Origin of the sequence: Hymenobacter sp. (genome assembly GCF_036388155.1) — a bacterium.
Taxonomy (GTDB): Bacteria; Bacteroidota; Bacteroidia; order Cytophagales; family Hymenobacteraceae; genus Hymenobacter.
Genome location: NZ_DASVSI010000147.1, coordinates 1 through 25,271 on the forward strand (window position 1 = coordinate 1; position 25,271 = coordinate 25,271).

Consider the following 25,271-nt stretch of genomic DNA (forward strand, 5'->3'; position numbering starts at 1 on the left):
GCCTGGAAGATTGAGCCTGCCTCGGCAGGTGGCAACGCCGGCAACAGCTACGGTGGTGGCCAGCAAGCTGCTCCCCGCCCCGCTGCTGCTCAAAACCAGAACCCCACGCTGCGCGCCCAGCCTTCGGCTGCGCCCATCGCCAGCGACGACGACAACGACCTGCCTTTCTAAGGCAGCTTTCGCAGCACCCCGGTAGGGTTGCCAGCAAATCATACTGAATGCCGCTTCCGACTACCGGAGGCGGCATTTTTTGTGGCCAGATTTCGTATACTTCTGCATGGACTTATACGAGCTCATTGCCCGCGGCGAAGGCGAGGAATTGGAATTCAAGCAGAAAACCACCCACCCGCACCGGATTTCACGCACCCTGGCGTCGTTGGCCAACACCCGCGGCGGCCAAGTGCTGGTGGGCGTCGACGACGGCGGACGAATCCTGGGCGTGCGCGACGCGCAGGAGGAAGTATTCGTGCTGCTCGAAGCCGCCACGCACTACGTCGACCCGCCCCTGACGGCGCTGCGCTTTCGCGAAATCGAAACCGATGGCCGCACGGTGCTCATCGTGACCGTGCCGGAAAGCATCAACAAGCCCCACCGGGCCCAGGTGGCCCCCGACGACTGGCGCGGCTACGTGCGCGTGCGCGACTCCAGCGTTCAAACCAGCGGGCTCACCGAGCGGCTGCTGGAGCGCCAGCAGCCCGAGGCCCGGTTCGAGCATCTTCCCTTGAACAAGCAGGAGCTAGCCGTCATCGACTACCTCAAAACGCACCCTCGCATCAATTTAGCGCAGTTTATGAAACTGGTTAACTTCGGTAAGCGGCGGGCCTTTCAAACCCTTATCAAACTGGTGCTGCACGGGTACCTCCGCCACCACGACAAGGAAAAGGAGCCGTACTATACGCTGTAGCTTATACAAGAAAACGGATGTCCCTCGGCCAGAGACCGAGAAACATCCGTTTCGACAAGTTGGCATCTGCTTGGCGCTACTCTTGTTTGCGCGCGCGGGCAACTTTCTTCTCTTCTTTTTCGGCTTTTTTCTCCTTCGTGGTTTTCACGGGCTCTTTCTTTTTCTCTTTGCGGGCGTCTTGTGCTTTGGCCATGATTTAAAAGAAGTTTAGGGGTTAGTAGTCTCTGGGATGCTGATTCCAACGTTCGGCCCGGCCGGCGAGTTGTGCGGGCGAAGGTAAAAATTTCGGGAAAATTAGCTACAGAATGGGCAAGTACCGCTCCCGGATGAGGTGGAGGTGGTGAAGCTCGTGGCCCGGCACGATGAAGAGCAACGCGCGCACGCTGGTCGGGCCGCCATTGGCCGTGCCGCGGCGGTCGAGTTGCTCCTCGGTAAAGGAATCGAACAGGGCTTGGGTAGATGCCCGGGTGGCGTCGTATTCGTTCAAGAGGCTGGCCACGGGGCGGGCATTCGCGCCGCTGTTGGCCACGTATTGGTCTTGGTCGAAGCCGGGCAAATTCTGGCTGTCGCCCCGAGCGAAGCGCATGGCCCGGTAGGCAAAGATGCGCTCGGTATCAATCTGATGTTGGAGCATTTCCTTGAGCGTCCACTTGCCTTCAGCGTAAGATTTCTCAGCCTGGGCTTCGCTCAACTGGTCGAAAATGGCGTGAAATTCTGCGCCAACGGCCCGCAAGGCCTCTCGGGGGTCGGCACCGTCGGGCACTTGATTGATATAGCCGGCGGCGTAGGGCAAAAAGTCTCCTTCCGAAGGGCGGGCAATGGGCATATGCGAGGGCGCTGAAGTAGCAGTGAAAGGCGGAATTGAAGGTGTGGCTTGGTCGCCAGCGTCGGGGACTGAAGGCAGAACCAAAGGCTCAGGCGCCGGCGTGACGGCTGGGGCTGAAGCTGTTGGCACAAGTGCGGGAGTCAACGCCGGGTCTAGTTGCAGGCGAACCACCGGCAACGGGGCCGGCAATGCCGCCACGCTTCCCTCCTGCCCAAATGCCCACACCAGAAAGTCGGGCATCACCCGGCCCCACGTATCGGGGTGGTGCCGGCCGCCCTCCACTTGCACGTAGCGCAGGGCCTGCTGGGCATCGAGGCCAGCTTTCACCAGCTCGTCTATCAAATCGAGGCAGTCCTCAATGGAGTCGATGACGCCGTTTTCGTTGCGGTCATTGTGCTCGTCGAGCGTGCCCGTTTGCAGCCAAAATCGGTGGCTGGGGTGTAACTGCCCAGCGCGCACCAGCCCGTGCATAATACGGTCGGCGGGCGTATACCCGGCGCCTACTGCCCGATTCCGCCACCAAAATGACCCCGAAAAAACGCCAGCTCGCGCAAATACTTCCGGGTGATGCCAGGCCACATCAAAGGCGGTTAAGCCTCCCAGGGAGAAGCCCGCTACCACGGCATCCTCGGGGTTTGAGGAAACGTGGTAATTCGCCTGAGCAAAGGGCAACAGCTCTTCTAGCAGAAAGGAAGTGTATGTCCCGGCCAAGCTGCCGCGGCCGTTGAAGTCGGCGTGCGCAGCAGTGCCATACTCCTGCACGCGCCGCTCGTTGGCGTGAATAGCCACCACCACGAAAGGCCGCACCAATTGCTGAGCGTACAACTCATCGAGCATGGGCTGAAAATTCAGCCGTTCCAGGTCCTGCCCGTCGTTGAGATATAGCACGGGCAAGGGCCTGTCTGTGTCGATTGCCGACGGCGGCAGGAGAATGCTGAGTTCAACTTCCCGCTCCAACAGGTTAGACGCCAGCACTTCTCGGCAAAGCCGGGTGCCGGCAGGAGAAGCAGGTACGCTGAAGGTGTCGGGAAGCATGCAGCAAAGAAACGCAGCACGCCGGATTGACGGCCCCATTTTCGATTAAAATCGGGCAAATGGAGTGAGGGCGTTATTTTTTTACTAGTTTGCCGTACTGCTTAAAATTACTCTTCGCTCCATCCCATTTCGCCCCCGCTGTGCACGAACAACATCGCCGCTTTTACTCGCACCACCTTGGCCAAGACATCGACATGCTGGTATTTGGCACCTGGGGCTATCCCGTGGTAATATTTCCCACGTCGGGTGGGCACGACAACGAGGCCCGCGACTTTAAGCTCATCGAAGCCGCCCGCCCGCTCATCGAGGCCGGCCGCGTAAAGTTGTTTTGCATCGACAGCATCGACCGGTATTCGTGGTACGCCAAGCACTTGGAGCCGCGCATTCGGGTGCAAAACCACGTCTTCTACGACCAGTTTCTGAGCGAAGAACTGGTGCCCATGCTTCAGCAGGAGTGCAACGTGGACAAGATTGGCGTGGCCGGCTGCAGCTTTGGCGGCTATCACGCCCTGAATTTCGCCTTTCGCCATCCCAACCAAGTGGCCCACGTCTTTACCATGGGCGCGGCCTTCGACATTCGCCAATTTGTGGACGGCTACCACGACGACAACGTCTACTTCAACAACCCGCCCGAGTACCTGCCCGGCGCGCACAGCGAGCATTTCCAGTGGATGAACATCATCTTGGGCACCGCCGAACACGACTTTTGCAAGCATTCCACCTTCGACATTGCTCGCATTCTTAGCGAGAAAGGCATTCGCTACACCCTCGACGTGAAGCCCTTCGGCGACCATGACTGGCCCGTGTGGCGCGAAATGTTCCCCCAGTACCTCAACACCATCGGCTAACGCCGCACTTGTTTTCTTACCACACCCTCTTCTTTCACTGCGCCCGTGCGCAACCAATTCACCCAAAGCCATGAAAAAAATCGGCATCCTCTTCGGTCAGGAAAATACTTTTCCCCAAGCCTTTATCGACCGAGTCAATCAGAAAGCCGTGGACGGCATCACCGCCGAGTTTGTGAAGATTGAGCAAGTAGAGCAGGCCGTGCCCTGTGGCTACGACGTCATCGTTGACCGCATTTCGCAGGACGTGCCCTTTTACCGCGCTTACTTGAAAAACGCTGCCCTCACTGGCACGGCCATCATCAATAACCCTTTCTGGTGGAGCGCCGACGAGAAGTTCTTCAACAACGCGCTGGCGGTGCAGTTGGGCGTGCCGGTACCCAAAACCCTCCTGCTGCCCAGCAAGGCGCGCCCCGACGACACGAACGAAAACTCGTTCCGCAACTTGTCCATGTTCAACTGGGACCAGGCCTTTGAGCGCATTGGCTTTCCGGCCTTTATGAAGCCCCACGCCGGCGGCGGCTGGAAGAGCGTATATAAGGTAGATAACCCCGAACAAGCCTGGCGCGCCTACGACGAAACCGGTCAGCTGGTGATGCTGTACCAGGAAGCCATTGAGTTTGACGACTATTTCCGCTGCTACTGCCTGGGTGGCAAGCACGTGCTCATCATGCCCTACGAGCCGCGCAACGCTCCCCACGAGCGGTACCAGACAACCATGAAAACCGAGGGAGAAGCCGGCCAGCAGTTGCTCGACACCATCAAGGACTACACCCTGCGCCTATGCCAGGGCCTGGGTTACGACTTCAACACGGTGGAGTTTGCCGTGCGCGGCGGGGTGCCCATTGCCATCGACTTTGGCAACCCAGCTCCCGACGCCGATGTCAACTCTGTTGGTGCTGAGAACTTTGAGTGGGTGGTTGAGCACGCGGCCCTGCTGGCCATTGAGCGCGCCCAGAACAACCAAGCCGGCAAAACCAACCTCACCTGGGGCAAATTTGTGCAGGATGCCGTGGGCTCGGCCCCTGCGACCGCCAAGGCCCGCGAAACCGACGTGCAGGTAGGAACGCCCGTAACGGAAACCAACGACCTGGGTGCCACCGGTGCTCCCAAACCAGCCGCCAAGAAAGCCGCGACTAAAAAAGCCGCTTCCTCCCTGGCCGTGCCGCCCACTGGCGAGGTGCCCACAACAGAGCAGCCCGCCGCTAAGAAAGCCGCCGCGCCTAAATCAGCGGCTGCCAAACCGGCTGCTAAAGCCGCCGCGTCGCCCAAGGCTCCGGCTGCAAAAAAGCCTGTAGCTAAGAAATCCGAATAAGCTGCTAATTCCTTTTCGGCCAGCCCGGCGCGCATCCATCTAAGCGCGCCGGCGCTTGCGGCTTTCATATTCCTCGTTTATTCGTTTAGCCCATGGCCATGCCCGCGTTTACCCTCGGCATCGAGGAAGAATTTCAAACCATTGACCCGCACACCCGCGAGCTGCGCTCGCACCTTTCCCAAATCGTGGAAAACGGCCGCGTCACTCTGCACGAGCAGGTGAAGGCCGAAATGCACGAATCGGTGGTGGAAGTGGGCACCAATATTTGCCAGAACATCGGCCAGGCCCGCGACGAGGTGCTCCACCTGCGGCGCCAAGTAATTGAACTGGCCGACAAACAGGGCCTGAAGATTGGAGCCGCCGGCACGCACCCTTTTTCGCGCTGGCAAGACCAACCCATCACGCCCGATGCCCGCTACGACAAAATCGTGGAAGAGCTGCAGGAGGCCGCCCGTTCCAACCTCGTGTTTGGCATGCACGTGCACGTCGGCATCGAGAACCGGGAAATGGGCGTGTACATGATGAACACGCTCCGGTATTTCCTGCCGCACTTGTTTGCTCTCAGCACCAATTCGCCCTTCTGGGAAGGACGGGAAACGGGCTACAAGTCGTTTCGCACCAAAGTATTCGAGCGTTTTCCGCGCACGGGCATTCCCGGATTTTTCCACAGCGCCAGCGACTACGACGAGTTTATTGCGCTGCTCGTAAAAACCGGCTGCATCGACAACGGCAAGAAAATCTGGTGGGACATTCGCCTCCACCCCTTTTTCGACACCATCGAATACCGCATTTGCGACATGATGATGCGCGCCGACGAAACCATTTGCGTGGCGGCCATCATGCAAGCGCTGGTAGCCAAAATCTACAAGCTCAAGATGCAGAACCTGAACTTCCGCATCTACCGCAGCGCCCTCATCAAGGAGAACAAATGGCGCGCCGCACGCTACGGCATCGACGGCAACATGATTGATTTTGGCAAGCAAGCAGAGATGCCCACGCGCCAGCTCATCCTGGAACTGCTCGACTTCATCGACGACGTGGTGGACGAACTCGGCAGCCGCCACGAAGTAGAGTACGCCCTGAAAATGATGGAAATGGGCACCGGTGCCGACCGGCAACTTAAGGTATTCCGCGAAACCGGCGACCTGAGTAAGGTGGTCGACTACATCCTGGCCGAAACAACCCACGGCTTGTAAATCAAGTATATTTGTCATGGCAACGCCCGCCTTCCGGTTGGCGTTGCTTCTTTTTTGGGCCGAGCTCACGCTTGGCTTTTTTCTATTATTTGGCCGAAACGGCCTATTGAGTATTGTATTAATGGAGGCTATTCGAATTGCCATTTTGGATATGTACAACAACGCGCCGAACGAAGGCATGCGTTGCATTCGACAATTGCTGGCCCGTAGCTCGGCTGAAAACGGTGTTCCTTTCCGCGTAGACACGTTTAACGTGCGGGCCGAAAACGCCCTTCCTAGCCTCGACTACGATGTATACATTTCCAGCGGCGGCCCCGGCAGCCCGCTGGCCTCCGACGAGGCCTGGGAGCCGCGGTATTTTGCTTTCATCGACTCGCTGCTGGCCCACAACCAAACCAGCGACAATAAAAAGCACCTGTTGCTCATTTGCCATTCGTTCCAGCTAGTAAGCCGGCATCTGGGTCTGGGCACGGTAAGCAAGCGCAAGTCCACGTCGTTTGGCGTGCTACCGGTGCACCTCACCCCTACTGGCCTGACGGAACCGGTTTTGCAAGGCCTCCCCGAGCCTTTTTACATCGTGGATTCACGAGACTACCAGCTAACTGACCTGGATGAAAGCCGCCTGGAAGCCCTCGGAGCTTCCGTGTTGTGCTTGGAAAAAGAGCGTCCGCACGTGCCGCTGGCACGGGCCGTTATGGCCATTCGCTTTACGCCGGAGGTATTTGGCTCCCAGTTCCACCCCGAGGCCGACGGTGAGGGCATGCTCCGCTACATGCTAACCGACGAACGCAAGCAGCAGGTAGTCACGACCTACGGCGAAGCCAAATACGAAGAAATGGTGCACCTCCTGGCCGACCCCGAGACCATCGAGCGCACCGAATCCGTCATTGTGCCCACTTTTTTGCGGCGGGCCTTGGCCAAGTTGGGCCAGCTTACCGCTGCGTAAATTCACTCGGTCCGTTCCTGCCTCCCCATGATTCCTGAGCACCGCCAGACCTTCAACGCCGCGTTCAGCCCGGCCCGCTACGCCGAAATGCAGGCCGACATCGAAAGCCAACTGCCCGGCCAGCTCGACTTTCGGGTTGCCGAATCGCCGGTGTTTATTCCCGCAGTTCTACGCGACAAACTGATTGCGGCGGGGCAGAGCATCATCGAGGTAATTGAGCGGCCCGATTTCAAACAGCTGACCGAAGCTTCCATTCCGGCGCATCAGCGCGTGCCCGGCGACGAGGGCCGACCGGAGTTTTTGACTTTCGACTTTGCAGTATGCCGCGGCGCCGATGGCGAATTGGAGCCGCAGCTCATCGAAATGCAGGGCTTTCCGTCGCTCTACGCTTTCCAATCCTGGCTGCCTTCCGTGTTCAAAGCGCACTACCCCATTGCGGACTCGGTTACTCCTTTTTTAGAAGCGCCCGATTTTGAAACGTACCAAGAGCGCATGCGGCAGTTTATTCTTGGCGGCCAGCCCGCCGAGAATGTCATCCTGCTGGAGCTGTTTCCAGAAAAGCAAAAGACCCGAATTGACTTCGCGTTAACCAAAAAGCTTTGGGGCATAGAACCCGTTTGCTTGACCAGGGTTCAGCGTAATGGGCGGCAGTTATTCTATGAAAAAGAAGGTCGACTAGTTGAAGTCAAGCGGATTTACAACCGCATTATTTTCGACGAATTGGCGCGGTATCCGGAATTAAACACCGAGTTTAATTTGACGGAAGATGTTGACGTGACGTGGGTGGGGCACCCGAACTGGTTTTTCCGCATCAGCAAATACACGCTGCCGCTTTTAGAAGGGCCGTTTATTCCGGCCAGCTATTACCTGCACGAGTTGACGGCCTACCCCGAAGACCTGCACAGCTACGTGCTCAAGCCCCTGTTCTCCTTTGCCGGGGCAGGCGTACGGCTGCACGTGACGGCGGCCGACTTAGATGCATTGACCGATAAGCATCATTATTTGCTGCAGCGCAAAGTGACCTACGAGCCCGTGGTGCAGTCGCCCGATGGCTTGGTGAAGTGCGAAATACGCCTCCTCTACATCTGGCCAAACGGCGAGGCGCGGCCGCAACTGCTGACGGGGCTCAGCCGCCTGAGCCGGGGCGAAATGATTGGAGTAGACTTCAACAAGGACAAGGATTGGGTAGGCGGCACCACGCCTTTATTCGAACGGTAGCCCAAAGCCGCTCAGGAAACCCGCGGCAAACAACGCCGGGCGGAAATTGCGCGTACAGCCGGGCTCACAGCCTCTCACCGCATTTTCTTATGTCTTCCCTCACCGACCAAGGCCTAAAAATCTCCAAGAACGTCCTCTTTAACGTGTTCATTGGCCGTGCGGCCAAGCTGCTGGGCAAACCCTTCAAAGTGGTTACCATCTTGAACGAGGCCGCCGACAAGCTGGCCGATAAAGAGAGCAAAACCAACAAATTCCGCCAGCTTTTCGACGTGGCCCTGACGCTCGTGCGCCTGGTGCGGCGCTACATCAGCGGCGAGTACCGCGAAATCTCCACCAGCACCATTGTGTCGGGCTTGGCCGTGCTGCTGTACGTGGTGTCGCCCATCGACATTGTGCCCGATTTTATTCCCGTGGTGGGCTTTCTGGATGACTTGAGCCTGGTAGGCTGGTTTGTGGGCAAGTTCTCGGCGGAGATAACCCGCTTCCGCGAATGGGAAGCCACCACGCACGGCCAAGCGGCCACGGTGGTGGATGCTGCCCCCCGCCCCAATGCAGCGGCGCAACCAGCTCTCGGCGATGCCGCCCAGCCCGTGGTGGCCGAGTTGGGCCATTCGTAACAACCGCTGCTCATTGTCTTCGGAGTTTGATATACTGGCGCAAATGGCATAATTGCGCCTTGTTCACCCGTCAGAACTTGAGACGATGACTCGTACTCTTCATTAACCTTTACGCTTCGTCAGCCGCTATCGATTGATAGGGCACGTGTTTTGCCTACTTTCAACCCTGAGAAAGACTAAGCGTTAAAATCTTGTCCTTGTCGCCTCGCTCCTTATGCCTACGTTTGTCGTCACGCTCAGTTTGCCCGATACTTATGACGAGGAATTCATTGCACTCATTCCCCGCCACCGTGACTTTATCAACCGCCTATTAAATGAAAAAGTAGTGGAGGTGTACGCCATCAGCAGCGACCGCAGCCGCGGCTGGGTTACGATGAATGGCGACGACGCCGCGGCCGTCCAGGCCGTGGTGGAGCAATTCCCGCTCTACCATTTTTTTAAAGGCGTGGAAATCGATGAATTATTCATTTTCGACAGCACCGCGTCGCGCTTTCCGCTCATTAGCATCAATTAATTAATCCATATCCCTCGCTCCCATTTGGGGGTGCTGACTGCGTCTGATACTACTTTATGGCAGCGTTGCTCGCTTCTCGCGTTCCTTTTTTACGAATAGCATTGCCCCTCGGGGCCGTGGGGTTAGCCGCCGCCACCGCACCGGTTGCTCTGCCCACCATCACCACCGAACAGCTCACCGCCCGAATGAGCGCCGCCATTGAGAACCTGAAAACTTTGCGGTGCACCGTGAAGGCGCAGGAACGCATTGGCAGCGGCATCAACCAGGCGCGTAGCATCATGAAAATCACATACAAGCCGCTGCGGATTTACATTAAAAACCAAAAAGGCGTTGAGGTGCTGTGGGTGACCGGCCAGAACGGCGGCGACGCGTGGGTGTACCCCGCCGCCTTCCCCTACGTGACGTTGAGCCTGGACCCCGGCGGCAAGCTCATGCGCGGCAACCAGCACCACACGGCCCTGCAAGCCGGGTTTGGCACCATCGCCGATTTGCTCAAAACCACCGGCCTCCGCCAGAATAATACCTTCAGTCGTTCGTTCCGGTACGCCGGCGACACCACGCTGCTGGGCCGCACCAGCCACGTGCTGCGCTCCGACTACCCACAGTTTCGCTACGTGAGCTACCGAGCCGGCAAGAACGAGACCATCAGCACCGTAGCCGAACGGTTTGGCTGCGGCGAATACCGCGTCATCGAGCGCAACAACCTGAGCATCGGCGAGGCCATTCCGGAGGGCAAAGTACTGCAAGTGCCCAACTCCTACGGCCGCCGCACCATCGTGTGCGTCGACCCCAAAACCTACCTCCCCACCATGGTGCAGGTGAACGACGACAAAGGCCTGTTCGAAAAGTTCGAGTTCTCCGACGTTATCGCCAACCAAGGCATACCACTCGAGGAGTTTTCAAAGGATTACAAAGGGTACAAGCTCTGACCGCAGATTGAACGGATTTTCACGGATTACAACGGATTATTTGTGGTTCCGTCCGTTCGAGGTTTTGAAATTTAACAATAGGTTATAATGAAAAAAGGCCGGCCCCAAAGGCGGCCTTTTTTCATTATAACCTTTCCAAAAACCGGTCATGCTGAGCGCAGCCGAAGCATCTCGCGTGTGGTAGTAACTCTTTTCTGGCGATTGGATTACTGCCCCGAGCGAGATGCTTCGGCTGCGTTCAGCATGACCGGTTTTTAGCTGGATTTTCAGGGTTATAAAGAAAGCTCAGGACCGCATAAACGGATAGAACCACAAACAATCCGTTGTAATCCGTGAAAATCCGTTCAATCTGCGGTCCTTAGCGGCGCATCGTTTTCTCGATTTGGTCCCACATATCGGGCGTTAGCATTTCCAGTTTGTTGAATTCACCCGCGCCGTTGAGCCACTCGCCGCCGTCGATGGTCACCACTTCCCCGTTGACGTAGGACGAGAAATCGGACACTAGATAAGCGGCCAGGTTGGCTAGTTCCTGGTACTGGCCCACGCGCTTGAGGGGCACACTGGCGGCAGGGTCGAGTTTGCTGGCCAGCGGCTCGGGAAACAGGCGGCTCCAGGCTCCTTCCGTGGGAAATGGGCCGGGCGCAATGGCATTGGAACGGATGCCGTACTTGGCCCACTCCACCGCCAGCGAGCGGGTAATGGCCAATACGCCCGCTTTGGCTGCGGCCGAGGGCACGACAAACGCCGAGCCCACCGAGGCATAAGTCGTCACGATGTTGAGGATGGTGCCGGGCTTTTTATCGGCAATCCAGCGTTTCCCCACCGCCAGGGTGCAGTTGTAGGAGCCGCGCAGCACGATGTCAACAATGACGTCGAACGCCTTGTGCGACAACCGCTCGGTGGGGCTGATGAAGTTGCCGGCCGCGTTGTTGAGCAGCACGTCTACCCCGCCAAACTCTTGGATGGTGCGCTCGAGCATGGCTTCCACTTCGTCGTACTTGCGCACGTCGCAGGCAATAGCCAGCACGTTGCCGCCGGTTTGCTCGCGCAGCTCCTCTGCAGTTTTTTCTAGCACGTCCAGCTTGCGGCTGGTAATGGTGACGTTGGCGCCTAGCTGCAGGAAATAGGTGGTCATGGCTCGGCCCAGGCCGGTGCCGCCGCCCGTGACGATGATGGTTTTGCCGGCCAGCGCGTTGTCGCGCAGCATGGGCTGGGTGTAAGGTGCGTTCATGCGCAAAAGTAGAATTGGGTGGGAAACGCGGACCAATCCGCGGGCCGAAGGTACAAGCTTGCTGGTGCGAATGTTAGCCGCAAGCACCAGAGCCGTTCCATTAATAATTTCTTGATAGAATATACGATTAGGCAATTTCTTCGCACCTTCGTGGTAACGTAATGACGAATTCGAAGATTTTTTATGACTAGTTCCACTTCCGGGGGCTCTCAGGGCGCTGCTACGGGTGCGGAACGTCCCACTGTGCTGGTGCTAGGCTGCGGCTGGTTGGGCATGGCGCTGGCAAAGTCCCTGGTTGCCGATGGCCACAAGGTATTGGGCACCACCACCACCCCCGAGCAACTCGACCCCATGCAGGCGGCGGGCATTGAGGCCCACGTGCTACGCTTAGGTACCGACTTCACTCCGGCTTCAGAAGCCCTGCTGCTGCGCTTGCTCAGCGCTGCTGATGTGCTGGTGCTCAACGTTCCCCCGCGCGCTGCGGCCGCCGGCGCCTACCCCAACTTGCTGCGGCCCGTCCACCGGGCCGTGGCTTCGGCAGGCACCAAGCACGTGCTGTTTGTGAGTTCCACCAGCGTGTACCCCGATGAGCCCCGGGTAATGCGCGAAAACGATGCTCTGAGCACCCGCGACGCCGCTTCTGATGTGCTGCGGGCCGAAGGCCACTTCGTGCCCCGCTACGGGCAGTGGAAGAGCACCGTGGTGCGCTTGGGGGGCCTGATTGGGCCCGACCGGGCCCCCGGCCGCTTCCTGGCCGGCCGCCGGGACCTGGCCCAGGGCAATGCCCCTGTCAACCTGGTGCATTTGACCGATGCGGTGGGCGTGCTTTCGGCCATTATCCAGCACGGCGCCTGGGGCCACACTTTTAATGTATGCGCTCTTAAGCACCCGCTGCGGCGCGATTTTTATCCGGTGGCTGCCCAACATCTGCAGCTCGAACCGCCGACCTTCAAAGCCGGCAACGGGGTGAGTGGCAAAATCATCGACAGCACGTTGGTGCGCAACACGCTGCCGTATAAGTTTCAGTATGACGACGTGTTTGGGGCGCTTGAGCACAGCTAGGGTGCCCGCCGGACCCCGTAGGCGGCGTATCTTTGCACCGTGAAAAACGATGCTGCCCAACCCCTCGTGGCCGTGCTCGGCGGCGGTGCCGCGGGCTTTTTTGGTGCCATTGCCTGCGCCGAAGCCAACCCCTCGGCCCGGATAGTTTTGCTGGAAAAAACGGGCAAGCTGCTGAGCAAAGTTCGGATTTCGGGCGGCGGGCGCTGCAACGTGACCCACGCTTGCGAAACGCCGGCGCAGCTCGTGGCCCATTACCCGCGGGGCAACAAACAGCTCAAAAGCGCTTTCCAGCAATTCGGCGTCCCCGACACCATTGCGTGGTTTGCTCGCCGCGGTGTGCAGCTGAAGACGGAAGCCGACGGCCGGATGTTTCCCACCACCGACTCTAGCGAAACCATCGCGCGCGCCTTGGAAGAGGCCGCCCGCCAAGCGGGCGTCCGCATTCTCACCAACATCGGCGTCGATGAAATTGCTCCGCAGGCCGGAGGCGGGTTTCACCTGCGCCTAAGTGGCAGCGGCACTGCCCAGACTGGCAGCCTGTTGGCAGCTAGCCGGGTGCTCATTGCCACCGGCGGCAACCCGAAAAGCGCCAACTATGACTGGCTGCGCAACCTAGGCCACAGCATTGCGGAGCCAGTACCGTCGCTCTTCACCTTCAACGTGCCCAACTCCCCGCTGAACGAGCTCATGGGCGTGAGCGTGCCCCACGCCCGCGTGGTGCTGGCCGGCGAGAAACTGCAATACGAGGGCCCGCTGCTGGTCACTCATTGGGGCGTGAGCGGCCCGGCCGTGCTCAAGCTCTCCGCCTGGGGCGCCCGCCGGCTCAGCGAATTGGGCTACGTGGGTACCGCCTTGGTTAACTGGATTCCCAACTTTACCGAAGAAACGCTGCGCACTTGGCTACAAGAGTTTCGGCAGCAAAACGGCAAGAAGACCGTGGCCGCCAATCCCCAGTTTGGCCTCCCGCAACGGTTGTGGCGCAACCTCACCGAGCAGGCGGGCATCGGCGCCGAGGTTCGGTGGAGCGACCTGCCGGCCAAAACTCAGAACCGGTTGCTGGAACTGCTGTTGCGCACCCCGTTGGCTGTGCGCGGCAAGACAACTTACAAGGAGGAGTTCGTCACCTGCGGCGGCGTTCCGCTTGATGAAGTCGACCTGAAAACCATGCAAAGCCGCCGGGTACCGGGCCTGTACTTCGCGGGCGAAGTTCTTGACATCGACGGCATTACGGGCGGCTTCAATTTTCAAGCCGCCTGGACTACCGGCTTCCTGGCGGGCCGGGCCCTCGCGGCCCCGCTTGTGGTTGAGGTGTAACCTTAGCCGCGGCCCAAGAGTAAAGGAGATAGTAATTTTTCAATCTAAACTTACCCTTTCCACATGGAAGCCAAAGCAACCACTGCCCTGCTCAACGAATTGGTCGAGACCCTGAAAGACGGCCAGAAAGGCTACGCCGACGCCATGACCGACGTTGAAGACAGCACCCTGAAAGATACTTTCAAAAAATACGCGGTGCAGCGCGCGGGCTACATCACCGAAATCGAGGACCAAATGTTCAAGCTGGACCTTAAGCCCGACGAAAGCTCCTCCATTACCGGCACGGTGCACCGCGCTTGGATTGACTTGAAATCGGCGCTGACCAGCAAAGACAACAAAGCCGTACTCAACGAGTGCGAGCGCGGCGAAGACTACGCCGTGAAAGCCTACCAGACCGCCCTCAAAGCTCAGGACCTGCCCAGCAACCTGAAATCGGTGATTGAGAAGCAGTACCAAGGCGTACAAGAAGCCCACAATACCATAAAAGCGTTGCGCGACTCGTCGAAATAGCTTCTTGGCAAAGCCTTTCCGTGATATAGCCACAAACAAAAAAGCCGCTCAAATTGAGCGGCTTTTTTGTTTGCTAACCTAACTTAATTTCACCTACATAAACACTAAAGCTGGGTAACCCAGTTGCTAATAATTAGCGCTATTCGTCGAAGCTTTCGGTGCGAGGCGTACGCGGGGTTTCGTATTCGCGGGGCGTACCGTAGCTGGGCTTGTTGCCATAAGAAGGCTTATTGCCATAGCTGGGCTTGTCGCCGTAGCTGCCTTTGTTGCCGCCGTAGCTGGGCTTGTTGCCGTAACCGCTACCGCCTTCACGGTTGCCGTACGCCGGCTTGTTGCCGTAGCTGGGGCGGTCGCCGCCGTCGCGGTTGCCTTTGTAGCCTCCGCCGTAGCCGCCTTCGCGGCGCTCGCCGCCACCGTAGCTGCCGCCGCGGTTGCCGCCTTTGTAGCCGCCCTCACGGCGCTCGCCGCCGCTGAAGGGACGACGCTCGCGGTCGCCGCCGAAGCCGCCGGGACCACCCGTGCCGCCGGTACGATTGAATCCTTCCTCTTTAGCCTGGCCCTCTTGCACCGGAGTGGCAATGCTGAAGCTAACCGGCGTGCCCTGAATGCTGGTGCGGCCCAGCTTCTCCACAATCTCATTGGCGTACTCTGAAGGCACTTCCACGAAGCTGAACTTGTCGTAGAGGGCGATGTCGCCCACTTTGGCACCGGTCAGGTTGGTCGATTCGGCAATCAGGTCCACAATGTCGCGGGGGTGAATCCGGTCTTTCTTGCCCATGGTCACAAACAAGCGGGTGAAACCCGGGCGGGCCGTGCCGGCTGCCTTGCTGGCGTCGAGGCTCTGCTGCGCGCTCTTGTCTTCTTTCATGGTCATCTTCAGCAGCGCGGCGGCTACGTCCAATGAGGTGATTTCTTCGCTTTGGTCGAGCAAACGCTGCACACGGCCCACGTACTTCTCGAGGTTGCCTTTCTCGATGATTTCCTTGATTTGATTCAGGAACAGCGTGGTTTTTACTTCCGACACGTCGGCAAACGACGGCACCTGCTCCAGTTTAATCTGGGCCTTGGTGAAGCGCATGATGTCGCGCAGCTTGTAGATGTCGCGGCCGCTCACAAACGTGAAGGCTTTGCCCGACTTGCCAGCGCGGCCCGTGCGGCCGATACGGTGTACGTAGTATTCTTCGTCAGCCGGCAGGTCGTAGTTGAATACAGCTTCCACGTTGTCTACGTCGATACCACGGGCGGCTACGTCGGTAGCAACCAGTACTTCAATGGTCGACTTGCGGAATTTGTCCAGCGTGTTCTGGCGCTGCTGCTGGCCCATGTCGCCGTGCAGGCCTTCGGCGAAATAGCCTTTGGCTTGTAGGTCCGACACGATTTCGTCTACCATGCGCTTCGTGTTAGCGAATACGATGGTCGACTTCAGGTTGTACATGTCGAGGATGCGGGTCAGCACGTCCTTTTTCTGGGGGCCGCGCACCTCGAAGTAGCTCTGCTCGATGTTGGTCACCGTCATCGTCTGGTGGTTCACCTTCACTACCTGCGGGTCGCGCTGATACTTTTTGGTGAGCTCCATGATGGGTTTGCTCATCGTTGCCGAAAAGAACACCGTCTGGCGCTCTTTCGGCATCTTGCTCAGAATGAACTCAATGTCGTCGCGGAAGCCCATGTCGAGCATTTCGTCGGCTTCATCAAGAATGATTTTGGTGGTGTTTTCCAGCTTCAGGGTGCCACGCTCGATGTGGTCCATGATGCGGCCGGGCGTGCCGATAACAATCTGCACGCCGCGCTCTAGGGCGCGGAGCTGACGGTCGTAAGGGCTGCCACCGTAGATGGGCACCACCATGAGGCCGCGCTTGTACTTGCCCAGCTTCTGGATTTCACCCGACACCTGCACCGCGAGTTCGCGGGTGGGGCAGAGCACCAATACTTGCACGTCTTTGCTCTCGGTATCGATGTTGTCGATAGCGGGAATGGAGAAAGCGGCGGTTTTGCCGGTACCCGTCTGGGCCTGGCCGATAACGTCTTTGCCAGCGAGCAGGGCGGGAATGGCGGCAGCCTGAATGGCCGAAGCTTCTTCGTAGCCCATCTCGGTGATGGCGCGTTGTACTTCCTCGGAGAGGTTCAGTTCGTCAAAACGAACTACAATTTTTTCAGCTTCCATGAATGTGGAAAATGGTAAGGGGGTAAGAGACTCGCTCCGAAAACAGCCGTACTCAGCGACGTTTCCCCTCCTTCTACCTTGTCACAATCAGGCGGGAAAAACAACCAAAAAACTATGCGGCCAATGCGTATCGCCTCTCTTAGGCTTGCGCGGACTTAGGGCCGTCCTCAAATGCGGGTGCAAAGGTACGGATTCTAATTCGCAATAGCTAGGGTGTTCGGGAAAATGAATTTTGGAGGAGGCGCAGCACGCACAAATTAGTGCCTGCCGCCGACTGTTATTAAGCGTTTTCGCGCCGAAATAATTCCATTGATTTATATGATTCTAAGCAATGCCTCGACCGTCTCAGGTTTGTTGCCAAACAATCATAAAATGCTATTGCTTGATTTCAGATACCCTTTTCAGTCAGAGTGAGGAAGTCAAAGGGCACAAAAAAAAGCCCACCAAAGGCGGGCTTTCTTATTACAAAGCTATAGCAGGACTAAACCAGCGATACTTTCACAGCGTTCGGGCCTTTTTTGCCTTGGGCTACTTCGAATTGAACTTTGTCGTTTTCGCGAATCGAGCTTACTTGCAGGTCGCTGATGTGAACGAAAATGTCGTCGCCAGTTTCGTCGTTTTTGATGAAACCAAAGCCTTTGGTCTCATTAAAGAATTTTACCGTTCCGGTGGGCATGGTGGTTGGTTGTGGAGTTTCCCTAAGCTTTTGGGCCACCGTGGCTTGGTTTCTTAGGTTGCGTCAAAGATAGGCAGAAATTCCAAATGACCAAGTCTATAGCTATTTTTTTGGAGCGGTGCCGACCTTTGCTCCGCTTCCCTCCTTTTCCAAGCTATGACCGACGCCCCAGCCGACGCTTTTTCCCAAGAATTTGCCGTCCCAGAAAGTGCCATTGACGCCCTGGGGCACGCCAACAACGTGGAGTACGTGCGCTGGATACAGGACATTGCCGGGGCCCACTGGCTGGCAATTTGCCCCAAAACCGAGCTTTTGAAGTACGTGTGGGTCGTGCGGGAGCACCGCATTCAATACAAGCAGTCGGCGTTTGCGGGCGAAATACTCCGGGCCAGCACTTGGGTGGGCGAAAGCAGCGGGGCCACCTCGCAGCGCTTCACCCGTCTTGTTCGGGTGCGAGATGGGGCGCTGCTGTGCCAAGCCGAAACGACCTGGGCGCTGCTCGACCCCAGCAGTGGCCGGCCCATTCGGGTGACTCCGGAAATGGTGGCGTGGCTGACCCCGAGCGTTTGATTGTTAGCGCAATTTCCACTCCGCTCGCAACAGGCCCGCGAGGTTGGTGGATAAATTGCCAACATCACCCGCGACTCCTGCGGTTAAGGAGAACTTGTTGAAACGATAGGGCAATTCCAACAGGAAGTGGCTCTGCTTTTTTGCCGGCGTAAAAAAAGCGTCATTATCGTAATTGCCGTAGTGCTGCACGTAGCTAGCGAGTAGCCGATAATCTAATGCGCTGGTAATGTTTCCGGTAGCACCCAAATGCAACCCAACTACTCGGTTGCTCACCACGGGCCACCCGCCCATTACGCTGGGATTTAAATCGAAATTATAATTCGCCGCATTAGCGCTATTTAAGAAAAGAGGGGTTCCAATGATGCGCCCATTGTATTGCCAACCCATTCTATAAGTGCCATTATTGTAATAATTATCTCGGCCGTTATAAATGATATTTCCCCCTTGGTGTTTGGTAAAAAGGCCTTCTAGTAGAACCTTTCGCAGCACTGCGCTTTTATTCGTTTCCCAGCTTACGCCTACTAATCTGTCGCGCCCCAATATTTTCAGGCCATCCAGCCGGTCTCTTTTATTAACGTTGGAGCTATCCCCAATCCCTTTGTCAAAAATGGTTTGGGTGTACAGCTTAACCGTTGAGTTATTCTGTTGAAAAGTAAAGCCGAAATCGGGGATAATTATGTGGTTGCCCACGGCATTGGCAATGTCAATTGGCCCTTGGTTATATATCGGGTCGGCGCCGTTGCCGCTGGCGCCCACAAAAATTCGCATGAAGTCTTTCAATCGACTTGGCGCTTGCCCCGACGAGAAAGTGCCGCCCCACTGCGCAGAGTGAGTGAGGCCCCCGTAGAACCCTAATTGCTTCTTACCAACGCGCAAATACAAGGCTTTCTGGTGCAGGTAAGCACCTTTGATTTCGGGCGTATTGCTAAACCAGCCATGCGAAAGGTGGCCTTTAAACTGCAGCCAGCCATTGGTAAACGGCACGGGGGTGTAGTTGGCCACGGCAAGCTGAACTTTAGGCAGCGACAAGGCGTTGCTGCTGATGCCCAAAGAACCACTGGAAAGGACGGGGCCCATTTCGCCCGTTACTTTCGTATCGGCCCGCGCGCAGCAGCCAATTGCCATAGCCCGCAAGCGCGTACCCTTCTTTCAGAAAGGAGTGTTGAAACTGATTGTTGTTGTATAAAGCGGCCCCATACCCAACGTAGAACCCCCGTTGTTGCGGAGTGGTCGTCACTAATCCGGTTTGGTGCTTTTTGCTCAGCCAGTGCGTGTTGCGCACCACAACAAAAGTTGAGGCGTCTACTTGCCTATCGGTGATGGTTCCGAAGCGGTTGACTACCACCCACAGGGGCTGATATCCCTTTGTGGCCGCCGTGGCAATAGTCCCTACCGATATTTGCAAAGAATCGACTACCTAAGCCTGCAACTGGCTGGTAGATAGTAGTGAGAAAGCAAGGAGAATTTTTCGCATGCAGAGTGCGGTTTAGGAATAGAGGCAAGGCCAAGACACGGATGATTAAATGTAAGCATTATAATTAATATATATTACACTAATCTCACATTTTTTTTGAACGATTAGTATTCCGAACTGCTCTGCACTCACTTTAGAACTCTCTGACAGAAAAGCTCATACACTCTTGAAATCAGGGCTTTGCCGGGTTTTTCTGCGCCTGCTTGTTTTTCACTGAGCTTAACGAGCTAAGCGCACCAACTTGCTTTGCCGGTGCTGCTCGTCGTTTACATTGTTGTTTTGCCTCCCCTTTGGCGCTCCCTACATGCCTGCTTCCTTTCGCATCTATTCTTCATCCGCCGGCTCGGGCAAAACTTACCAGCTCACCAAAGAATATCTTCTGCTGGCTTTAGGCGCCGACGACCCGGCTTACTTTAAGCGGGTGCTCGCCATCACGTTTACCAACGACGCGGCGGGGGAGATGAAAGAGCGCATTGTGGGGGCGCTGCGCCGCTTTGCGTACCCCGTGGCCGGCAACCAGCCCGATTCGCTGCTGACGGAAGTGGCGGCCGACTTGAAGCTGCCCCTGGTAGAAGTGCAGCGGCGGGCCGCCGCTACTTTCCGGCTGGTGCTGTATCACTACGCCGATTTTGCGGTGAGCACCATCGACTCGTTTGTGCAGCGAATTGTCACGGCTTTTACCCGCGAACTGGGCTTACCGGCCACGTTTGAGGTGGAATTGGACACCGACGCGGTGCTGCAAAGCGCGGTGGCCGCGCTGCTCGACAAGGTGAACCGCGACCCCAACAGCCAGCTGCTCTCCCAAACGCTGGCCGAATACGCCCTGGGGCAGGCCGAAGAAGGCAAAAGCTGGAGCCGGCTGCCCGAGGAGCTGGCCGGCTTTGGCCGGGTGCTGTTCAACGAGACGGTGCAGGAAGCCGTGGCGCAGCTGGACAAGCTGAGTTTGGCCGATTTCCGGCGGTTGGACCGCGAAATCCGGAAGCGGCGCGCTGAGATTGAGGCGGCATTTGCCCAGACCCAAGAGGTGGCCACGCTGGTGCTGTCGGAAGCGGGCGCAACGGAAGCCGACTTCTTTCAGGGCAAACGCGGCATTTTTGGGTACGTGCAAAAGGGCGTGGAATTGCTGGCCGCCGATGCCGGGCCCAACAGCTACGTGCGCGCCACGCTGGCCGACGACAAATGGTACAGCGGCAAAATCAAGACGCCCGCCGACAAGGCCCGGGTGGATGCCGTGAAGGAACCGCTCAGCCAGCTGGTGGCGACGCTGGACAAGCTGCGCGCTGATTTTCTGCCAAATTACCTATTGCTGGCGGCCATGCAGCCGTATTTATTTCACGCTTCGCTGCTTAGTGAATTAAATAAAATAGTCGAGCAAATCAGTCGCGAACGCAACGTGGTGCTCATTTCGGAATTTAACCGGCGCATTGCCAGCATTGTGCTGACGGAGCCGGTGCCGTTTCTGTATGAGCGGCTGGGCGAGAAGTACGAGCACATCCTCATCGACGAGTTTCAGGACACCTCGGTGCTGCAGTGGAACAACTTGCTGCCGCTGGTGGAAAACACCTTGGCCAACGGGCATTCGAGCCTGGCCGTGGGCGATGCCAAGCAGGCCATTTACCGCTGGCGCGGCGGCGAGATGGAGCAGATTTTGCGCCTGCACCAAGGCAATACGGCTGCGCTGGTGGGCCGGGCGCGCGACGAAGAGATGCGCGAGCTGCTGCGGCTGCGCTACGAAACCCTGGCCCCCGCCCTGGAGGCCAAGGCCTTGCAGGTGAACTACCGCTCGGCGCGCGAAATCGTGGACTTCAACAACGCCTTCTTCCGGGCGGTGAGCGAGCGGCACGAGGCACTGGGACTGGTGACAGGCATTTTCGACAACCATTTCGGCCAGCAGGTGCCTAACTCGTTGAGTGCCGACCAGGCGGGGCACGTTGAGGTGCTCTTCACCCAGAAGGACGCCCCTGCCCTGCTTTACGACGCGGCGGCCGGCACGTACGCCGCCGAGGCGCTGCCGGGCCATGCACCCGACGCCCTGCTGGGCTACGACGAAAGCACGTGCTACCTCACTCTGCAGCTGATTGAGCAAAGCCTGCGCGACGGCTACGAGCTGGCCGACATCGCGGTGCTGTGCCGCACCCGCTACGCCAGTAAAATCATCGCCAAGTTCTTGAAAGAGCGGGGCTACGCCATTATTTCGGCCGACTCGCTGGCGCTGGAGTTTGCGGAAGTGGTGAACCTACTGGTGGGCATTTTGCGGGTGTTGCACCAGCCCGCCGACACCCTGGCCCGCGCCGAAGCCCTGCTGCTCGTGGATAAAGTGGTGCGCGGCCTCGCCCCCACCCCGGAACGCGCCCGCCACATTGCCGAAGTAGCCAACGCGGCGGGCGGCGGCGCTTTTTTTGATGAGCTGCGCCGCTTGGGCTACGACGTGCGGGAAGCGGAAACCGGCAACCTGGGCCTGTACGAGCTGGCCGAACGACTGCTGAACCTATTTGGCTTGCTGGGGCGCAACGGCGAGAGCGACTACCTGTTTCGCTTCCTGGATTTGACCCTGGAATACAGCTTGAAATTTGGTAACAACCTGGGCAATTTTCTGACGCACTGGGAAGAGCGCAAGGGCCGCATCAGCATCAACGCGCCGGGCGGGCGGGCGGCCATTACCATCACTACGGTGCACAAAGCCAAGGGCTTGGCCTACGGGGTGGTCATTGTGCCCTTTGCCGACTGGAGCCTGGAACCGCACCGCGGCACGCTGCTTTGGGGGCACCTGGAGGCGGGCGAAAAGCCCATTGAGCACATGCCCGAAGTGGCGGTGGTGAGCTTGAGCAAGGGAATTCAGCAAACGGCGCTGGGCCCGCAGTACGACGAAGAGCGCGAAAAAACCTTCCTAGAAGGCCTGAACACGCTGTACGTGGCTTTCACCCGGCCCCGCCACCGCCTGTACGTCATCAGCAAGCGGCCCGAGGAAAAACGCAGCACCAAAACCACCGACGAGCTTGCCCCAAGCGCCCCCGCAGCCGCCGCCCGCACCGTGGCCGACCTGCTGCATGGCTACTTGCTGAGCCGCGGAGAGTTGCAGGAAGAACAGGTGTCTTTTGTCGTTTCGCAAGGCACGCCGGCCCCGCCAAGCACCAAGCGCCCCGCGCCAAGCGCCAACAGCTACGCCCTTACCAACCTGGCCGCCGCGCCTTGGGAAGACCGCCTGAAGCTGCGCCGCCACGCCACCGTGCTCTTCGATTTTGACGAGCAAAAGGCGCAGGGAGAGTGGAACCGCAAGCTCCACTTTGCGCTGCGCCGCTTGCTGACGGCCGCCGACGTGGGCCGCGTGGCCAGCCAGCTCGTGGCCGAGGGCATCCTGAGTGCCCGCGAGCGCCCGACGCTGGTGGAGAGCCTTGAGCGCCTGGTGAGCGACCCGCGCCTGGCGCCCTACTTCGCCCCGCACCTGAGCGTGGAAACCGAGCGGGAAATTTTGGTGGGCGGCGTGAAGCTGCGCGACTACAAGCCCGACCGCGTGGTGCTGGAGCCTTCGCTGGAAGAACACCACCGCACGGGCGGCCGGGTTACGCTGCTCGACTTTCACTTGCCGCCGCCCCAGGAAAGGCACAAGCGGCAGCTGCGCAACTACGCCACGCTGTTTGAGCAGCTGGGGTATGCGGAGGTGCGCGGCGTGCTGTATTATTTCGGTACCGGCGAGGTGGTGGAGGTGTGATAAAACGCCCTCGTCTCGCAAAGCATTCGAGCTAATGCGGTAGTAAAATGCTAGGCTGCGTACGCCCGGCGCTACTTATTTCAAGCACGGGCTGAAGCCGTTCCTTGGCGGCGACCGAAAAGCCCTTTGGCCGCTTTAAGTACTTCGGGAAAGGCCAGGACCACCGACGCGATGGAAGCCACGGTGGCCAGTTGGCAATAGGCGCACAGCGCTTTGTTTTCTTGCCATTCCTCGCGCCCGAGCTGGACGGCGGTAGCGGTGTCGAACACGGTTTTGGCGCCCATGGCCACGGGCAGCAGGGGGCTCTCGGCGGCTCGATTGGCGCCGCCGGCGCCGGCCAACGCGGCGGTGAGGCCGTAGCTGACCACCATGAGCAAGGCATCGGGAGTAGCCAGGCGCTTGTAGGCGTAGGTGGAAGCGTCAACTTTATCCGCGTCGAAAAGCCCGTGCGGGGGCGGGTCGGGCAGGTGGTTGATGATGCCGGTTTGGTAGAGGCTCACGATTTGGCCCATGGCGGTGCCGAACAGGGAAAGGCCCAAAATCCAGCGGCGACGAGTGAGGTCGGGCGAGTCGCCCTGGCGCAGCTCCTGGCTGAGCTGCTGGGGAGAAGGTGTGGACATGGAACGCAATGAAAGGGGAAAGAAGGTGTGAGGAGTACGCGGGCGCCGCAGCGGAGTTATTGTCCGGCTTAGCCTGCGCGATGGCCCACGCCGGGCAGCGGCCGTGCCAGGCAACAGCCGTGGGCGGCGGGCAGTGGCAGCCTTTTATGATTGCGCCGGGCTTCTTCGTGCCGACCTTTGCCCGTATGCACACGCTTGACCAACTGCGCTCCGGCCAGCTCCAGGGCATCAAACGCCTCGACTTAGCCGCTGGATTGACGGCGTTTCCACCCGAAATATTCGCCCTGGCTGACTCGCTGGAAGTACTCAATCTTTCCGGCAACGCCCTCTCCTCTCTCCCCGACGACCTTCCGAAGCTGCACAAGCTGCGCGTCATCTTTTGCTCGGATAATCAGTTCACCTCCGTGCCCGAAGTGCTGGCCCGCTGCCCGGAGCTGCGCATGGTGGGCTTCAAGGCCAACCAAATTCGCAGCTTGCCCGCGGCCGCGCTGCCATCCAAGTTGCGTTGGCTGATTCTGTCCGACAACCAGTTGGAAGCCGTTCCGGCAGAAATTGGAAACTGTCAGCACCTGCAAAAGCTGATGCTCGCGGGCAACCGGCTGAAGACGCTGCCCGAAACCTTGGCCCGCTGCATCAAGCTGGAACTGCTGCGCATCGCGGCCAACGAACTCACCGAACTGCCGGCCTGGCTGCTCCGCATGCCGCGGCTCACGTGGCTGGCTTACGCCGGCAACCCCTTTGCCGATTCGTCGGAGGCGGCAGCCCATCCCCACATCGACCGCATCGATTGGGAGCAGTTGGCCCTGGAGCAGCAATTGGGCGAAGGCGCGTCGGGCGTCATTTACCGGGCCGAGTGGCGCCGCCCCGACGCCCCACCCACCGAGGTTGCGGTGAAGATTTTTAAGGGCGCGCTTACCAGCGACGGGTTGCCCCTCCACGAAATGGCGGCTTGCATTGGGGCCGGCACCCACCCCAACCTGATTGCCGTGCAAGGCCAACTTGCCCGCCACCCCACCGGTGCCGAAGGCTTGGTGTTGGAGCTGGTTAGCCCCAGCTTCCGCAATCTGGCCGGGCCGCCCAGCCTGGAGTCCTGCACCCGTGACGTGTACGCGGCGGGCACGCGCTTTAGCCTGGAGGCCGTGTTTCGCATTGCGCGCGGCATTGCTGCGGCGGCCGAGCATTTGCACGCTCGCCGCATCATGCACGGCGACCTCTACGCCCACAACATCCTCATCAACGACGCCGGCAAGCCCTTGTTGGGCGATTTTGGGGCAGCCTGTTTCTTCGAGCCCACCGCAACAACCACGGCCACTGCGTTGCAACAGTTAGAGGCCCGCGCATTCGGCTGCTTACTGGAAGAATTGCTGGAGCACTGCGTTGCCGACCCCAGCACCACGGAACAGCTATGGGCTTTGCAGCAGCGGTGCACGCAGCCCGAGGTAGCGGCGCGCCCTTTGTTCTCTGAAATCCACCGCACGCTGACGCAGCTACAACCTGCGTTCAGCTCCCAGCAGTTGGCGTAACGACTCTATTAAGCGGGCGTTTGCACCGGGCAGAACGAGTACCCCGAAATTCCATTTCGGCCCGCTGGGGGGT

At 58.6% G+C, this 25,271-nt stretch carries 21 protein-coding genes; 15 read left to right on the forward strand and 6 right to left on the reverse strand.

The features are described from left to right. The first annotated feature begins 277 nt into the window (after window positions 1-277). On the forward strand, window positions 278-904 hold the full coding sequence (locus VF629_RS20890; protein ID WP_331060449.1) for an ATP-binding protein: 627 nt from the start codon (window positions 278-280) through the stop codon (window positions 902-904). 298 nt (window positions 905-1,202) lie between these two features. Here VF629_RS20890 and VF629_RS20895 read toward each other — a convergent pair whose 3' ends face one another. Beyond that, a complete protein-coding gene (locus VF629_RS20895) occupies window positions 1,203-2,765 on the reverse strand; it encodes an alpha/beta hydrolase-fold protein (protein WP_331060450.1) in 1,563 nt (520 codons plus the stop codon). Window positions 2,766-2,905: 140 nt separating this feature from the next. On the opposite strand from VF629_RS20895, the gene VF629_RS20900 reads away from it, so the two are divergent. From VF629_RS20900 to VF629_RS20935, 8 genes are all read left to right on the forward strand, one after another. Then, a complete protein-coding gene (locus tag VF629_RS20900; RefSeq protein WP_331060451.1) occupies window positions 2,906-3,613 on the forward strand; it encodes an alpha/beta fold hydrolase in 708 nt (235 codons plus the stop codon). Window positions 3,614-3,683: 70 nt separating this feature from the next. Then, entirely contained in the window at window positions 3,684-4,925 is a 1,242-nt protein-coding gene (locus VF629_RS20905; protein WP_331060452.1) for a hypothetical protein, read from the forward strand. A gap of 98 nt (window positions 4,926-5,023) precedes the next feature. After that, window positions 5,024-6,121, forward strand: a complete 1,098-nt coding sequence (locus VF629_RS20910) for a carboxylate-amine ligase (protein WP_331060453.1) — start codon at window positions 5,024-5,026, stop codon at window positions 6,119-6,121. Window positions 6,122-6,242: 121 nt separating this feature from the next. Continuing rightward, window positions 6,243-7,067 carry a type 1 glutamine amidotransferase gene (locus VF629_RS20915; RefSeq protein ID WP_331060454.1) on the forward strand — a complete coding sequence of 275 codons (825 nt, stop codon included), beginning with the start codon at window positions 6,243-6,245 and terminating at the stop codon, window positions 7,065-7,067. Window positions 7,068-7,094: 27 nt separating this feature from the next. Beyond that, window positions 7,095-8,285, forward strand: a complete 1,191-nt coding sequence (locus tag VF629_RS20920) for a hypothetical protein (protein WP_331060455.1) — start codon at window positions 7,095-7,097, stop codon at window positions 8,283-8,285. An 89-nt stretch (window positions 8,286-8,374) separates the two neighbouring features. Further along, window positions 8,375-8,902 carry a YkvA family protein gene (locus tag VF629_RS20925; protein WP_331060456.1) on the forward strand — a complete coding sequence of 176 codons (528 nt, stop codon included), beginning with the start codon at window positions 8,375-8,377 and terminating at the stop codon, window positions 8,900-8,902. A gap of 214 nt (window positions 8,903-9,116) precedes the next feature. Further along, the gene (locus tag VF629_RS20930; protein WP_331060457.1) at window positions 9,117-9,416 is read left to right on the forward strand and encodes a hypothetical protein; all 300 of its coding nucleotides are present in this window, start codon (window positions 9,117-9,119) and stop codon (window positions 9,414-9,416) included. A 101-nt stretch (window positions 9,417-9,517) separates the two neighbouring features. Then, window positions 9,518-10,345 carry a LysM peptidoglycan-binding domain-containing protein gene (locus VF629_RS20935; protein ID WP_331060458.1) on the forward strand — a complete coding sequence of 276 codons (828 nt, stop codon included), beginning with the start codon at window positions 9,518-9,520 and terminating at the stop codon, window positions 10,343-10,345. Window positions 10,346-10,703: 358 nt separating this feature from the next. Here the strand turns inward: VF629_RS20935 and VF629_RS20940 are convergent, their stop codons facing one another. Then, the gene (locus VF629_RS20940; RefSeq protein WP_331060459.1) at window positions 10,704-11,576 is read right to left on the reverse strand and encodes an SDR family oxidoreductase; all 873 of its coding nucleotides are present in this window, start codon (window positions 11,574-11,576) and stop codon (window positions 10,704-10,706) included. 183 nt (window positions 11,577-11,759) lie between these two features. Between VF629_RS20940 and VF629_RS20945 the strand changes: the two genes are divergently transcribed. The 3 genes from VF629_RS20945 to VF629_RS20955 all read left to right on the forward strand — a co-directional run bounded on the left by VF629_RS20945 (window position 11,760) and on the right by VF629_RS20955 (window position 14,462). Next, window positions 11,760-12,638, forward strand: coding sequence for an NAD(P)-binding domain-containing protein (locus VF629_RS20945; RefSeq protein ID WP_331060460.1), 879 nt, complete (start codon window positions 11,760-11,762; stop codon window positions 12,636-12,638). A 39-nt stretch (window positions 12,639-12,677) separates the two neighbouring features. After that, complete coding sequence (locus tag VF629_RS20950) at window positions 12,678-13,952, forward strand: NAD(P)/FAD-dependent oxidoreductase (RefSeq protein ID WP_331060461.1); 1,275 nt, start codon at window positions 12,678-12,680, stop codon at window positions 13,950-13,952. A gap of 63 nt (window positions 13,953-14,015) precedes the next feature. Beyond that, entirely contained in the window at window positions 14,016-14,462 is a 447-nt protein-coding gene (locus VF629_RS20955; protein WP_331060462.1) for a PA2169 family four-helix-bundle protein, read from the forward strand. Window positions 14,463-14,601: 139 nt separating this feature from the next. Here VF629_RS20955 and VF629_RS20960 read toward each other — a convergent pair whose 3' ends face one another. Then, window positions 14,602-16,626: a DEAD/DEAH box helicase gene (locus VF629_RS20960; RefSeq protein ID WP_331060463.1), complete on the reverse strand. Its 2,025-nt coding sequence runs from the start codon at window positions 16,624-16,626 to the stop codon at window positions 14,602-14,604. 481 nt (window positions 16,627-17,107) lie between these two features. Then, window positions 17,108-17,302, reverse strand: coding sequence for a cold-shock protein (locus tag VF629_RS20965; protein WP_331060464.1), 195 nt, complete (start codon window positions 17,300-17,302; stop codon window positions 17,108-17,110). Window positions 17,303-17,458: 156 nt separating this feature from the next. Here VF629_RS20965 and VF629_RS20970 point away from each other — a divergent pair, with 156 nt between their 5' ends. After that, the gene (locus VF629_RS20970; protein ID WP_331060465.1) at window positions 17,459-17,872 is read left to right on the forward strand and encodes an acyl-CoA thioesterase; all 414 of its coding nucleotides are present in this window, start codon (window positions 17,459-17,461) and stop codon (window positions 17,870-17,872) included. A 3-nt stretch (window positions 17,873-17,875) separates the two neighbouring features. On the opposite strand, the gene VF629_RS20975 is transcribed toward VF629_RS20970, so the two are convergent. Continuing rightward, window positions 17,876-18,997: a capsule assembly Wzi family protein gene (locus VF629_RS20975; protein ID WP_331060466.1), complete on the reverse strand. Its 1,122-nt coding sequence runs from the start codon at window positions 18,995-18,997 to the stop codon at window positions 17,876-17,878. Window positions 18,998-19,650: 653 nt separating this feature from the next. Here VF629_RS20975 and VF629_RS20980 point away from each other — a divergent pair. Beyond that, window positions 19,651-23,055, forward strand: coding sequence for a UvrD-helicase domain-containing protein (locus tag VF629_RS20980; RefSeq protein WP_331060467.1), 3,405 nt, complete (start codon window positions 19,651-19,653; stop codon window positions 23,053-23,055). Between the two features lie 80 nt (window positions 23,056-23,135). Here VF629_RS20980 and VF629_RS20985 read toward each other — a convergent pair whose 3' ends face one another. Further along, window positions 23,136-23,675 carry a vitamin K epoxide reductase family protein gene (locus VF629_RS20985; protein ID WP_331060468.1) on the reverse strand — a complete coding sequence of 180 codons (540 nt, stop codon included), beginning with the start codon at window positions 23,673-23,675 and terminating at the stop codon, window positions 23,136-23,138. A gap of 185 nt (window positions 23,676-23,860) precedes the next feature. Between VF629_RS20985 and VF629_RS20990 the strand changes: the two genes are divergently transcribed. Beyond that, a complete protein-coding gene (locus tag VF629_RS20990; protein ID WP_331060469.1) occupies window positions 23,861-25,198 on the forward strand; it encodes a leucine-rich repeat-containing protein kinase family protein in 1,338 nt (445 codons plus the stop codon). Window positions 25,199-25,271: the final 73 nt, after the last annotated feature.